We start from the raw sequence: 12681 nt of genomic DNA on the forward strand, positions 1-12681 counted from the left end.
GAGTAGCGGCCGACTCCCCTCGGCAGATGTCCGGAGGTACCCGCTCTCCGTAGCGTCGACGGCATGATCGAAGCACACGAACTCACCAAGCGGTACGGCGGCAAGACGGCCGTCGACCGGCTCACCTTCACCGTCAGGCCCGGCCGCGTTACCGGCTTCCTCGGCCCGAACGGCGCCGGAAAGTCCACCACGATGCGCATGATCCTCGGCCTCGACGCACCGACCGGCGGCGCCGTCACGGTCAACGGGCGACGCTACGACCGCCTCGCCGCGCCCCTGCGCGAGGTCGGCTCGCTCCTGGACGCCACGTCGGTGCACGGCGGGCGCACCGCACGACAGCACCTCCTCGGCCTGGCCCGCAGCAACGGAATCGGCGGCACCCGGGTGGACGAGGTCCTCGAAGCGGTGGGCCTCACGCGCGTGGCGGGGCAGCGGGCCAAGGGGCTCTCCCTGGGAATGGGCCAACGCCTGGGAATCGCGGCGGCGTTGCTCGGCGACCCCGGTGTCCTCATCCTCGACGAACCGGTCAACGGTCTGGACACCGAGGGGATCCGCTGGATCCGCGAACTGCTCAAGTCCCTTGCCGCGGACGGCAGAACGGTGTTCCTCTCCAGCCACCTCATGAGTGAGATGGAACTGACCGCCGACCACCTGATCGTGATCGGCCGCGGCAGGCTTCTCGCGGACACGGACATGAGGGACTTCATCGAGACCAACTCCCAGGGCGCGACCCTGCTGCGTACGCCCGACGCCGAGGCGCAGCGGATGCGGGTGCTCCTGGAGACGGCGGGCGCGTCCGTGCGTCTGGACGCGCGCGGCGGATGGCGGGTCGACGGACTGACGCCCGTCGAGATCGGCGAGCTGGCCCGTGCGCAAGGCCTGGTGATCCATGAACTCACCCCGGTCTTCTCCTCCTTGGAGGAGGTCTACACCGAGATGACGCGGGCCTCGGTGGAGTACAGGGGCACGGCGGCGGCGACGTACGAGTCCGAGGCGTTCGAGGCGAAGGAGCCGGTCCGATGACGATGACGATGACGAGAAGGACGGCCCTCGCCTTCGAGTGGACCAAGTTCACCGGTCTGCGCTCCACGCGCTGGACGCTCCTGGTCACCGGCCTGCTGACGGTACTCGGCGCGGTCTTCGTCGGGGTCAGCGGAAGCCTGCGGCCCGACGACACGGTGCTCGGCGGCAGCCTCACCCTCAGTGTCGTCTCGCTGATGGTCGCCGGCGCGGTGGGCGCGCTGACCGTCTGCGGCGAGTACGCGAGCGGCACCATCGCCGCCACCCTCACCGCCGTACCGCGCCGCGGCCGTGTGCTCGCCGCGAAGGCGACCCTGCTGGTCAGCCTCCTGTACGTCACCGGGCTCGGCTCCTGCGCGGCGGCGTATCTCATCGGCGGCGCGGTCCTGGAGGACGGCAGGTACGCCCAAGGGGAGCCGCTGCCCGCGCTGTTCGGCGTCGCCGCGCTCTTCGCGCTCGTCGGGCTCATCGGCCTGGCGGTCGGCACCCTCCTGAAGCACTCGGCCGGGGCCGTGGTCACGGTGGTCGGCGTCCTGCTCCTGCCGTCCCTGTTCGGCCCGCTGCTCGGCGACCTGCGTCGCTGGGTCACGGGGGCGACGCCGACGGCCGCGCTGGAAAAGCTCACGCAGACCTCGGACGCGACCCCGGAGACGGTCGGCAGCCTCGGCGCCTGGCCCTCGCTCGGCCTGGTCGCCGCGTACACCCTGCTGCTCCTGGGCGTGGCCGCGTGGCGCCTGCGACGACGCGACGTATGACCTCCCGGAGACCTCCCGGAGACCTCCCGGAATTCTGGGCGGTCCCGGCGATCTCGCCGACCCGGCACTTTGCGAATCTTTTACAGTGGGTGTAGAAGTTAGCCATACTTCTACACCCACTGTCGATTCACGCGGCAGAGGGGCCCAGCCCGACGTGGCGAAATGCCCCACCCGCACCCAAAATGACCGACACGCCCCTTCATCGGATCACCGGAACGGAGCCACCGTTGCTGTCCGCCGTACTCGGTCTGCTCGCCGTGCTCGTCCTGACCGCGGGCACCGGCTACTTCGTCGCGCAGGAGTTCGCGTACGTGGCCGCGGACCGCCTCGCGCTCGCCCGGGAGGCGGAAGCGGGCGACCGGCGGGCGGCCCGTGCCGTGCAGGTGCTCGGGCGGCTTTCGTTCATGCTTTCGGGTGCCCAGCTGGGCATCACCGTCACCGGCCTGGTCGTCGGCTTCCTCGCCGAGCCGTCCGTGTCCGGTCTGCTCAAGCCCGCCCTGGACGGTACGGGCCTCTCGGACGGGGTCGTCTCCGCCCTCTCCGTGGTCCTCGGCTTCGTCGTCGCCACCGTGCTCCAGATGGTCATCGGCGAGCTCGCCCCCAAGAACCTCGCGCTCGCCGTCCCCGACCGCCTCGCGAAGTCCCTGGCCGCCTCCACCCTGGCGTATCTGAAGGTCGTCGGCCCCGTCGTCCGTGTCTTCGACGGCGCGGCCAACCGGCTGCTGCGCCGGATCGGCATCGAGCCCGTCGAGGAGCTGCACCACGGGGCCACGCTCGAAGAGCTCAGCCACCTCATCGGCGAGTCCCACGAGCACGGCACGCTGCCCCGGGAGAGCGCCGAACTCCTCGACCACGCCCTGGAGTTCTCCGAGCGCACGCTGGACGAGGTGATGGTGCCGCGGGCCGACGTCACCTTCGTACGCAAGGACGCCACGGCGGACGAGGCCGTGCGGCTCGTCGCGGAGCACGGGCACTCGAACTACCCCGTCATGGGGGACCATCCGGACGACGTCGCGGGCGTCCTCGGGGTGCGCGAGCTGATGCGGCTGCCCGCCGCGCACTTCGAGCGCACCACGGCGGGCGAACTGGCCCGGCGCCCCCTGCTGCTGCCCGACACCCTGCCGCTGCCCGGCGCGGTGGCGCAGATGCGTGAGCGCGACGACGAGTTCGCCGTCGTCCTGGACGAGCACGGCGGCGTGGCGGGCATCGTGACGTACGAGGACATCGCCGAGGAACTCGTCGGGGACATCGCCGACGAGTCCGACACCGTCGTCGAGCTCGCGGTCGCCGACGGCGGCGGCTGGTTCGTCGACGCGGGCCGCCGGCTGGACGAAGTGGCCGACGCGACCGGCATCGATCTGCCCGAGGAGGACGACTACGACACCGTGGCCGGGCTGATCATCGACCGGCTCGGCCGCTTTCCCGCCATCGGCGACCGCCTGACCGTGCGGCTTTCCGACGGCAGCCGGGTCGCCGTCGCCGTCCTCGGCCTGGACCGGCACGTGCCCGAGCGCGTACGGATCGAGCGCCTGCCGGGCGTGGACGCGCCGACCGCCGAGGAGACCCCCGCATGAGCTTCCCGCTGGCCCTCTTCGTCACCGTCCTGCTGCTGATCGCCAGCGGGTTCTTCGTCGCCGCCGAGTTCGCGCTCGTCGCCGCCAAGCGGCACCGCATGGAGCGTGCGGTCGCCGCCGGACAGCGCGGCGCCAGGTCGGCGCTCGCGGGCATGCGGGAGCTGTCCTTGATGCTCGCCGGGGCCCAACTCGGCATCACCGTCTGCACCCTGGGCCTCGGCTCGGTCTCCAAGCCCGCCATCTCCCACGAACTCGACCCGCTCCTGGCGAAGCTCGGCCTGCCCGCCGGGCTCAGCTACGGCATCGCCTTCGCGCTCGCCATGGTCGTCGTGGTGTTCCTGCACATGGTCGTCGGCGAGATGGCCCCCAAATCCTGGGCCATCGCCCACCCCGAGCGCTCGGCGATGCTCCTCACCCCGCCCTTCCGGGCCGTCGTCAAGGTCGTACGCCCCCTGCTCACCCTCCTCAACAAGGTCAGCAACGCGCTCGTACGGCTGTGCAAGGTCACCCCGCGCGACGAACTCACCTCGGTCCACAACCGCGAGCAACTCGGTTACCTGGTCCAGGAGTCGCGGCGGCTCGGCCTGATCAGCGAGATCGACTCGGGCCTCATCGCCACCTCGCTCACCGCGCCGCTGACCGCGGTCGGCGACCTCCAGACCGCGGCCGCGCACATCACGTCGGTCCCGGCCGACGCGAGCATCGAGGCGGTCCTTGAGGTCGCCGCGGCCAGCGACCGCACCCGGCTGCTCGTGAAGGACGGCGCCACCGTCGTCGGCTCGGTGCACGCACGTGACGCCCTGGTGGCCCGCGCCCGCAGTCGCGCCCTGACCGCCCGCGAACTGGCGCGACCCGTCCCGGAACTCGCCGCCGACGACACGCTCGCCCACGCCGTCGAGGAACTGCGCGGGCGCCGTGCCTCGCTCGCCGTGCTCTGCGACGCATCGGGGCGGCTCACCGGCCTGGTCAGCCTGGACGACCTGCTGGCCCGCCTGATGGAACCGCGGCAGGAACCGCGGCAGGAACCGCGGCAGGAACCGCGGCAGCCGGCCTGATGGCCGTCCGATGCCGTCCTCGACGTGGCATCCGCCGCCGTCATCGCGGATACGCAATGCCACCCGCTACGGGGATATACGGGTGTTGCGTCCTGTGACTACTGTGCTCGCAATGTCCCGTGCCGACGAAGTCACGTGTCGTCGCCCGGCCGCCCACGTGAGCGCGGCACCGCGGTGAAGTTCCGCAAGCCGCCTCGCTCCTGCCCGGAGGCGGTCACCTACCGGTCCGCGCCGGCGGCGGTCGCGGCGGGCCGTCGGGTCATCACGCTCCTGGACGGCAAGGGCCGCGACATCGGGCACGTCGACTACCAGGTGTGCCACGCGTGCGGCGCCGGACACGTCAACACGATCACGGTCGCCGGGCCCTGGCAGGGCATGGGTCTGGGACGCGAGGCCCTCCACCGCGCCACGGACCCCTGGTCCGCGTACGCGTGGAGCACCTCCCGGCAGTCCGCCGACGGCCGGAAGTTCTTCGCCGCGATGGCGGACGAGACAGGTGTGGACTTCGTGCCGGGAGCCGCCGGATGCCCGCACATCACCGCTGCCGCACAGCTGCTCTGAGGCGCCTTCCGCCACGCGATCCCCGCGCGATAGCGTCGCCGTCGTGACCACCGACGCTCGTAGGACCACCGCCGACGCTGCCGGAAACGCGGCGGTGTCCGCCGGACAGGGACGAACGGCGCGGCGCGTCGCCGACGCCGTGGTCCTTCTGACGCCGCCGCTTCTGCTGGTGGTGCCCGCACTGCTGATCCGGGACCGGCTGATCGGCGACGGATACCTCTTCCTCAACGTGATCTCGCTCTTCATCAGCGTCCTGGTGGCGTCCTACGCCCACATGGGATGGCGCGCCCGCCCGCACAAGGGCGACCTGCTGTCCGCCCGCACGCTGACGGGGCGGCACACGGTCGACCTCGCCAAGCTCACCAAGGTCGGCCGCATGGAGGTGCCGGGGCAGGCCAGGACCGACGACCGGCTCATCCTCACCGATGAGCACGGGGTGCGGCTCATCGTCCACAAACTCGCGGGCGGCGGCGAGACGGTCGACGCCCTGGTGCGCAGCGCCCTTCTGCGCAGGCCGCAGGGCGCGGGCGTCGTCGTGTCGGACCGCGCCGCCGAACGCCTCGGCCTGCGGACGGAAGTGAACCGCCCGCACGGCCGCCTCAAGCCCGGCCGAACCGTGCGCCAGGGGCTCGTGGCCTGGCTACCCCTGCTGCTGGTCTTCGTGGTCGTGCCGATGTGCTTCGGCCTGTTGCTGCTCGGCTTCCTGCTCTCGGGCGTCACCTGAGGTTCCGGGGGGCAAGCTCCACCAGGCATGGTCTGGCGCTGACCGGGGCACTCGGGGACCGGGCGCGCACCGCGCGTCCATGTTTCCGGGGGAGGACACGATGGCGCCGTCTCTTGCGCGCACACGCGGCAGGTCCAAGAAAGCCGCTGCCCGTAAAGCGGAGAGGGAATCGCTGACGGCGGCAGGCCGGGCGGGTTTCGTCGCCCGTGGTGTCGTCTACGTCCTCATCGGCGCGCTCGCGCTGCGCATCGCACTCGGCGGCGGAGGCAAACAGGCCGACCGGCAGGGCGCCTTGGCCCAGGTCGCCGAGCAGCCCTTCGGCAAGGTGATGCTGTGGGCGCTGGTCGTCGGATTCGGCTGCATGGCGCTGTGGCGTGGCTCCCGCGCGGTGCTGAAGCGGGGGCCGCGCCGCAAGGCCGGGTCCCGGGCCCTCGACGGCGGCCGGGCGGTCTTCTACGCCTTCGTCTGCTGGGCGACCGCCGCGTACGCGAACGGGGAGAGCCAGGGCTCCAGCGGCGACGCCAAGTCGCAGGACTACACGAAGACCACGCTGGAACTTCCCTACGGCCGCTACCTGGTGGGCGTCGCGGGCTGCGTGCTGATCGGCGTAGGGGTGGTGCTGGCCGTACGGGCGATGATGCGCCGCTTCCTGCGGCAGCTCGACCTCGGCTCCCTCAAGGGCCGCACACGGCAGGTCGTCACGGTCCTGGGGGTGACCGGCGGGGCCGCACGCGGGGCCGTGTTCGCCGCGGCGGGCGTCTTCATCGTGACGGCGGCCGTCCAGTTCGACCCCGACGAGGCCAAGGGTGTGGACGCGACGCTCCGCAGCTTCGCGCACACTCCCGTGGGGCCCTGGCTCCTGGCCGCGGTCGCGGCCGGGCTCATCCTCTTCGGCGTCTTCTCCTTCGCCTCCGCGCGCTGGCGCCGTCTGTGAGTACGGCGGCGCCCACCGGAGGCAAGCGGCTAGAGCGGCGCCGACGCGTCGGCCTTGAACGCGCCACCGTGCCCCGGCACGATCACGTCCGCGGCATCGAGCACCCGCTGCCGTGACGCCCGCAGGACCGTGTGGTCCGGCGCCACCGGGTCCTCGACCGGCCCGTTCGGCCGCCACCACAGGTCACCGACGAACGCGATCGTGCCCTCGGCCGTGCCCGCGAGCAGCGTGATGTCCTCGCGGCTGTGTCCCGGCGTGCGGATCAGCCGCAGGGACGGGGCGAGTTCATGGCCCTCGGCGTCCCGGTCGGTCCACTGGTCGTTCTCGTAGATCGCCTTGTGGTCGTGGACGCGGGCCCGCCCGAACAGGCCCACGTTCATGGTGTTGTCCGGGTGGTGGTGGCTGAGCACCACGTCGGTGATGTCGTCCGGGCCGAGGCCGAGATCCGCGAGCGGGCCCAGGATCCGGTCCCGGCTCGCCACCATCCCCGGGTCGACGATCACGTGCCGGTCCGCGTCGCGGACGTAGGAGACGGTGGCGGCGACTCCGGGGCCGGTGGAGCCCGTGTAGCCGGTGGTCAGGATCGTGTACACGGCGCTGCGGCCGAGCGGGGCGTCCTTCGGCAGGTCTGTCCGCGCTTCTGCCTGCGTGTCCGTCTGCGTGTCTGTCTGCGCGTCCGTCTGTGTGTTCGTCATGCCCATGAGTCTTCCGGGCGGGGCCGTTCGCAAAAAGTGGCCCTTCTGCCACTGATCGCAGGAAACGTGCCACGCCGTGGCACACTCTCGTATGCCGCCTTTCGTGACCATCGCCGCCTACGCCCCAACTGGCGTCGGCATCCTCGCCGCAGGCATCGTCTCGGAGGTGTTCGACGAGCGGGGACCCGGGCTGCCCCGCTTCGACTTCGCCCTGTGCACCGACGTTCCGGGGCAGGTCCGCACCGACGCCGGGCTGCCGATCACCGTGGAGCAGGGTCTGGAGCGGCTCGACTCCGCCGACCTCGTGATCACCCTGCCCTGGGCCGACTTCCGTACGCCGCCCGCGCCTGCCGTGCTCGACGCGCTCACCGCGGCGCACGAGCGGGGTGCGCTGGTCGCCGGGCACTGCGTCGGCGCGTTCGCCCTGGCCGCCGCGGGGCTGCTCGACGGACGGCGGGCGACCACCCACTGGCGGTTCGCCCACCTGCTCGCCGAGCGCCACCCCGAGGTCACCGTCGAGGCCGAGGCCCTCTACATCGACGAAGGGGACATCGTCACGGGCGCGGGAGCGGCCGCGGGCTTCGACCTCAGCCTGCATCTGCTCAGGCGGGAGTACGGCGCGGCCACGGCCAACACCATCGCCCGGGACCTCGTCCTGCCCTCCCACCGCGACGGCGGACAGGCGCAGTACCTCGCCGCTCCCGTACCGGAGGACTGTCAGGACGAGCGTCTCGCCGACGTGCTCGCCTGGGCCCGCGCGCATCTGCACGAGCCGCTGCCGGTCGCGGAGTTGGCCCGCCGCGCCCTGATGAGCAGGCGTTCCTTCGCCCGCCGTTTCACCGCCGCCACCGGCACCACGCCGCACGCCTGGCTGCTCAACCTGCGGCTGAGCGCGGCCGAGGAGCTCCTGGAGACCACGGACCTGCCCGTGGAGGAGATCGCCCGCCGGGTCGGGTACGGCAGCGCGGCCGTCCTGCGCGAGCAGTTCGTACGCCGTCGTGGCGTGCCCCCGCGGTCCTACCGCCGGGCGTTCACCCGGGCCCCGTGAACCCCTAGGAGAACGAGGGCATCTCGCCCTCCGTGACCGTCAGATCGATGATGCCGAAGGCGGCGCCCTGCTGGTCGGCGACCGTGGCGAAGCGGCCGAAGGGGCTGTCCATCGGGCCGAAGAGCAGCTGCCCGCCGAGCTTCGTGACGGTGACGATCGCCGCGTCGCAGTTGTCCACGGCGAAGTGGACGTTGATGAAGGGCGGCACGTCCGGCGGGAAGTCGTCGGTCATCTTGAGCCGGCCGAGCGCCGGCCGGCCGCCGACCTGGAGGACGCTGTAGTCGACGTCGTCGACCTCCATCTTCTTCACCTCGAAGGGAAAGACGGCGGGCAGGAACGCGTCCGTCGCCGCCGGGTCCCGCGTGGTGAGCTCCGCCCAGCAGTAGGCGCCGGGCTCGCCCGTCTTCTCGAAGCCCTCGTGGGTGCCCGGCTGCCAGACGCTGAAGTACGCGCCGCTGGGCTCCTGGGCCGTGACCATGGTGCCGAAATCGCCCACCCGCATCGGCTCCACGGCGAGGGTTCCGCCGCTGTCACGGATCTTCGCCGCCGTCGCGGCGGCGTCGGGCGACGCGAAGTAGAGGTTCCAGGCCGCCGGGCCGTCCATGCCCTGCATCCGCGGGACGACCGCAGCCACGGCCTTGCCGTCCGACCGTGCCTGGGTGTAACCGCCGAACTCCTCCGAGCCACTGTCGAACGTCCAGCCGAGCAGCTCGCCGTAGAAGCTCTTCGCGGCCGCCACGTCGGGGAACATCGCGTCCGCCCAACAGGGGGTGCCTTCCGGGTACGCAGACATCGCGAGGCCTCCAGTTCCGGCGGATTCCTGTCGATCTCACGCTATTCGAACAAAGGCACCCTCGCCCGTCGAACACCGCGCCCGCCGGGCCCGGGGGAGGGCCCTCAGCGAGCGCCGAAGTTCTGCGTCCACCAGGGGCCGCCGCTGCCCTGCCGGTAGCCGATGCCGATCTCCTTGAAGGAACAGTTCAGGATGTTGGCGCGGTGGCCGGAGCTGTTCATCCAGGAGTCCATCACGGCGGCCGGGGTGCGCTGGCCCGCGGCGATGTTCTCTCCGTAGGTGCTCCACTTGTAGCCCGCGGCCGTGACCCGGTCACCGGGGTCCTTGCCGTCGGGGTTCGTGTGGTCGAAGAAGTCGCGCTCCGCCATGTCGTCGGAGTGGCCCTGCGCCGCGTCGCCCAGCTTGCTGTTGAGGGTCAGCGGGCCGCAGCCGCTCTTGGCGCGCTCGGCATTGGCGAGCCGGGTGACCTCCGCGCTGTACGCATTGCCCGCGGGGGCCTGTGGCGCCTGGGGCGCGCTGCTGGTGCGGGTGGGCTTCGGGGGCGCCTTCGGCTTCGGCGCCTGCGTCTTCGTCTTCGACGGCGTGGGCTTGGGTGACGCCTTCTTCGTCCGGCTGGGGGAGGCGGACGGAGACTTGCTGGGCGTGGGGGCCGTGGTGGAGGGAGCCGCCGACGAGGGCGGCTGCGAGGCGGTGAGCGGCTCAGCCTCGGTCTGTACGTCGTCCGAGGGGCGCGTGGCCGAGTAGATGACCCCGGTCGCCACGACGAGCACGGCGACGCCCGCGGCCACGGTGCGGGCCTTGTGCGGCGTCCGGTGCCGCTTGGCCGCGTGTCTCGCCGGGGCGCTCCGCGAGCCGGATATCTCGTACGCGTTCGCCGCTGTGGTGGTGGCGTCGGCCGGTATGTGCGCGTCGGCAGCCAGGTGGTGCGCGTCGGCCGTGCTCAGCGCCCTTATCGCGCCGGGGGCGGCCAGCGCGGCGGTCGGCGGCACCAGGGCGACGCCCACAAGGAGACGCTCGGCCAGCACCAGGCCGGCGCCGTGGCCCGAGCACATCGCGCAGTCACGGACATGCCGGGCCAGGCGCTTGCGCCAGAGGGAGGACGGAGTGCCGTCCCACGGGGCCACCACGTCGCTCAGATACGGGCACCGAGGCGCCGCGGCCAGCGCGCGGACGACGATCCGGGCCGTCTCCAGCTGCGTCTTCATCCGCTGCACCCGGACCGTCGCGTGCTGCGTCGGCAGCTCCATGGCGGACGCGACCTCCGCCCGGGTGAGCTCGCCGGAGACCTCCAGCCACCACAGCGACAGGAGGGCGCGGTCGTCGGTGTCCAGCCAGCGGGTGGCCTCGGCGACCTCGCGGCGCTGGCCCACCAGGCCGAGGCGGATGATGGTCAGGTCGACGAAGTCCGCGCCGGGATCCACGACGTCGTGCGCCTCGTCGAGCGGGCCCGGACTCTTCTGCCCGGACGCGCGCTGCTGCCAGTGCCTGCGGATCTCGTTCATGGCGATGGCCACGAGCCAGGACCGGAAGCTCGCCGGGTCGCGGAGCGAGGCCAGGCCCGCGAGGGCCCGCAGCATGGTCTCCTGCACCACGTCGTCGACGTCGGCATGCCCGTCGAGCGCCCGCCCGACGATGTTGTAGACCAGCGGCAGATATCCGGCCACCAGCTCGTCCTGCGCCTGCTGGTCCCCGGTCTGCGCCGCCGTCACCAGAGGATCGTGTTCACCGATCATGGACTGCCTCACTCGCTTTCTTCGTCGGCACGTTGTGGCCTTACACCTGGGAGATCGCGTGGCCGTACGGAGATAACAGAAATCCGCGGACGGATTTCCGGGCCGAGTCGGTGAGCATACGCACGACCGGGATCGTCAGGCGTGGCCCTCTGTCCGGCATACCGGACATCGGAGGGTTCCGCACGGCCGACGAGCTGAACGCCACATCGCCACGGTGAGTGGACCGGCGGGGAAGATTTACGCGCGAGGCCGGTGGTTCACGCCTCCGGCAGGCACTTCCTGACCGCCTCGATGAGCCGCGCCGAGCGGGCGTCGCCATGGCCGATCATCCGGTTCGCGGTATAGGCGAAGCCCACGCCGAACTCGTCGTCACCGAAGGCGAATTGACCGCCCGCGCCGTCATTGCCGAAGCTGCGCGCGCCCAGCATCGGCCGGAACCGCGGGGCGTCGAGCAGAAAGCCCGAACCCCAGCGGGCACCCAGGTCGGGGAAGCCCGACCAGGAGGGCCCCGTAGTGAGCTCGCGCAGCGCGTCGCTCACGGTGTCCGGCGCGAGCAGCCGTGCCGAGCCGTCGACGCCCGTCGCCGTTGCCGCGTACAGCTTCGCGAGGGAGCGCGCCGACGACACCGCGCCCGCGCCGGGGATCTCGGCGCCCAGCAGCGCCGGGTCGTTCCAGCCGTGCGGTTCGTCGAGGCCGGGAAACGCGAAGGCCCCGTTCATCGTCACGATGCGCATGACCAGCGACTCGGGGTCGGGGTTGCCCGGCCTGCCCGGCGCCTGGGCCAGCCTGGCCAGGTGGGCGACCTCCTCATCGGGCAGGCCGATCCAGGTCCGCAGGCCGAGCCGGTCGCCGACGGCCTCGCGGAAGTACGCGCCCGGGGTGAGCCCGGTGACGCGGCGGATCAGTTCGCCGAGTACGAAGCCGAAGGTGTGCCCGTGGTACTCGTGGGCGGTTCCCGGCGCCCAGAGCGGCTCCTGCTCCTCGATCGCGCGGATCACCGGCGTCCACGCGGTGATCTCGTCGAAGCTCGGGGAGCGGTCAAGGACGGGGATTCCCGCGCGGTGCGCGAGGATCATGCGCGGTGTGATCGCCTCCTTGCCGCCGTCCGCGAACTCCGGCCAGTACCGGGCCACCGGAGCGTCGAGGTCCAGGCGGCCCTCCTGGGCGAGGAGGTGGACACAGACGGCGACCACGCCCTTGGCGCAGGAGAAGACCGGCACGACCGTGTCCTCGTCCCACGGGCGCCCGGTCCGCTCGTCCGCGACGCCGCCCCACAGATCGACGACCTGGCGCCCGTCGACGAACACCGCGACGGACGCGCCGAGTTCATCGAAGTCGGCGAAGTTCCGCGAGAAGACGTCCGCGACCGCCCCGTACCGCTCGTCGGCCCATCCGTTGTGCTCCACCGTGGTCTCAGCTCCTCGTTCCGCGATCGACTTACCGGGATCGGCTTCCCGTGATCGACCGGGGAACGGTATGTGGCCGGGGCACGCATCTCCAACGCATTTACGGCCGGGCCACGGCTGGGCGGAAGGCGGTCCTCAACGGGCCCCAGCGGCTTGCACGTTGATGACCATCGCGCGCAGGACCTTCAGCTTGCCGTTCACGGGTCATCGCCCTGGTCCCTGGCCCTACGACGCGCGAGGCGCGGGCTCGGCCGGGGATGTCACCGGCCGAGCCCGCCGCGCAGACGCTCAGCCCTTGCGGGTGTTGACCTCTTCGGTGAGGGCGGGGACGACGTCGAAGAGGTCGCCGACCACGCCGTAGTCGACGAGGTCGAAGATCGGGG

12 protein-coding genes are annotated in these 12681 nt (G+C 71.9%); 8 read left to right on the forward strand and 4 right to left on the reverse strand.

Going from position 1 to position 12681, the window contains the following annotated elements:
* Positions 1 to 63: 63 nt before the first annotated feature.
* From ACFUPX_RS42900 to ACFUPX_RS42930, 7 genes are all read left to right on the forward strand, one after another.
* Positions 64 to 1023, forward strand: a complete 960-nt coding sequence (locus ACFUPX_RS42900) for an ABC transporter ATP-binding protein (protein WP_383334970.1) — start codon at positions 64 to 66, stop codon at positions 1021 to 1023.
* A complete protein-coding gene (locus tag ACFUPX_RS42905; RefSeq protein WP_383334972.1) occupies positions 1020 to 1775 on the forward strand; it encodes an ABC transporter permease subunit in 756 nt (251 codons plus the stop codon). The genes ACFUPX_RS42900 and ACFUPX_RS42905 overlap by 4 nt, the downstream gene beginning before the upstream one ends.
* Before the next feature lie 230 nt (positions 1776 to 2005).
* Positions 2006 to 3349, forward strand: coding sequence for a hemolysin family protein (locus ACFUPX_RS42910; protein WP_383334989.1), 1344 nt, complete (start codon positions 2006 to 2008; stop codon positions 3347 to 3349).
* The gene (locus ACFUPX_RS42915; protein ID WP_383334974.1) at positions 3346 to 4404 is read left to right on the forward strand and encodes a hemolysin family protein; all 1059 of its coding nucleotides are present in this window, start codon (positions 3346 to 3348) and stop codon (positions 4402 to 4404) included. Before ACFUPX_RS42910 ends, ACFUPX_RS42915 begins: the two co-directional genes overlap by 4 nt.
* A gap of 135 nt (positions 4405 to 4539) precedes the next feature.
* Positions 4540 to 4965, forward strand: a complete 426-nt coding sequence (locus ACFUPX_RS42920) for an N-acetyltransferase (RefSeq protein ID WP_383334976.1) — start codon at positions 4540 to 4542, stop codon at positions 4963 to 4965.
* A 43-nt stretch (positions 4966 to 5008) separates the two neighbouring features.
* A complete protein-coding gene (locus tag ACFUPX_RS42925) occupies positions 5009 to 5689 on the forward strand; it encodes a hypothetical protein (protein ID WP_383334978.1) in 681 nt (226 codons plus the stop codon).
* Between the two features lie 100 nt (positions 5690 to 5789).
* Positions 5790 to 6623, forward strand: coding sequence for a DUF1206 domain-containing protein (locus ACFUPX_RS42930; RefSeq protein WP_383334979.1), 834 nt, complete (start codon positions 5790 to 5792; stop codon positions 6621 to 6623).
* 29 nt (positions 6624 to 6652) lie between these two features.
* On the opposite strand, the gene ACFUPX_RS42935 is transcribed toward ACFUPX_RS42930, so the two are convergent.
* Positions 6653 to 7318 (reverse strand): MBL fold metallo-hydrolase, encoded by a 666-nt coding sequence (locus ACFUPX_RS42935; RefSeq protein WP_383334981.1) that lies wholly within the window; start codon positions 7316 to 7318, stop codon positions 6653 to 6655.
* 91 nt (positions 7319 to 7409) lie between these two features.
* On the opposite strand from ACFUPX_RS42935, the gene ACFUPX_RS42940 reads away from it, so the two are divergent.
* Positions 7410 to 8366 carry a GlxA family transcriptional regulator gene (locus tag ACFUPX_RS42940; protein ID WP_383334990.1) on the forward strand — a complete coding sequence of 319 codons (957 nt, stop codon included), beginning with the start codon at positions 7410 to 7412 and terminating at the stop codon, positions 8364 to 8366.
* A 4-nt stretch (positions 8367 to 8370) separates the two neighbouring features.
* Here the strand turns inward: ACFUPX_RS42940 and ACFUPX_RS42945 are convergent, their stop codons facing one another.
* The 3 genes from ACFUPX_RS42945 to ACFUPX_RS42955 all read right to left on the reverse strand — a co-directional run bounded on the left by ACFUPX_RS42945 (position 8371) and on the right by ACFUPX_RS42955 (position 12298).
* On the reverse strand, positions 8371 to 9159 hold the full coding sequence (locus ACFUPX_RS42945) for a VOC family protein (protein ID WP_383334983.1): 789 nt from the start codon (positions 9157 to 9159) through the stop codon (positions 8371 to 8373).
* 104 nt (positions 9160 to 9263) lie between these two features.
* Positions 9264 to 10892 (reverse strand): sigma-70 family RNA polymerase sigma factor, encoded by a 1629-nt coding sequence (locus ACFUPX_RS42950; protein ID WP_383334985.1) that lies wholly within the window; start codon positions 10890 to 10892, stop codon positions 9264 to 9266.
* A gap of 257 nt (positions 10893 to 11149) precedes the next feature.
* Entirely contained in the window at positions 11150 to 12298 is a 1149-nt protein-coding gene (locus tag ACFUPX_RS42955) for a serine hydrolase domain-containing protein (protein WP_383334987.1), read from the reverse strand.
* Between the last annotated feature and the right edge of the window lie 383 nt (positions 12299 to 12681).

Origin of the sequence: Streptomyces sp. NPDC057302, from assembly GCF_042667685.1 — a bacterium.
Classification (GTDB): domain Bacteria; phylum Actinomycetota; class Actinomycetes; order Streptomycetales; family Streptomycetaceae; genus Streptomyces.

Bases quoted from the DNA above. Each gene is read 5' to 3' on its own strand.
- ACFUPX_RS42915 (WP_383334974.1), top strand. From the start codon at position 3,346: ATGAGCTTCCCGCTGGCCCTCTTCGTCACCGTCCTGCTGCTGATCGCC.
- ACFUPX_RS42930 (WP_383334979.1), top strand. From the start codon at position 5,790: ATGGCGCCGTCTCTTGCGCGCACACGCGGCAGGTCCAAGAAAGCCGCT.
- ACFUPX_RS42905 (WP_383334972.1), top strand. From the start codon at position 1,020: ATGACGATGACGATGACGAGAAGGACGGCCCTCGCCTTCGAGTGGACC.
- ACFUPX_RS42950 (WP_383334985.1), bottom strand. From the start codon at position 10,892: ATGATCGGTGAACACGATCCTCTGGTGACGGCGGCGCAGACCGGGGAC.
- ACFUPX_RS42945 (WP_383334983.1), bottom strand. From the start codon at position 9,159: ATGTCTGCGTACCCGGAAGGCACCCCCTGTTGGGCGGACGCGATGTTC.
- ACFUPX_RS42935 (WP_383334981.1), bottom strand. From the start codon at position 7,318: ATGACGAACACACAGACGGACGCGCAGACAGACACGCAGACGGACACG.
- ACFUPX_RS42940 (WP_383334990.1), top strand. From the start codon at position 7,410: ATGCCGCCTTTCGTGACCATCGCCGCCTACGCCCCAACTGGCGTCGGC.
- ACFUPX_RS42900 (WP_383334970.1), top strand. From the start codon at position 64: ATGATCGAAGCACACGAACTCACCAAGCGGTACGGCGGCAAGACGGCC.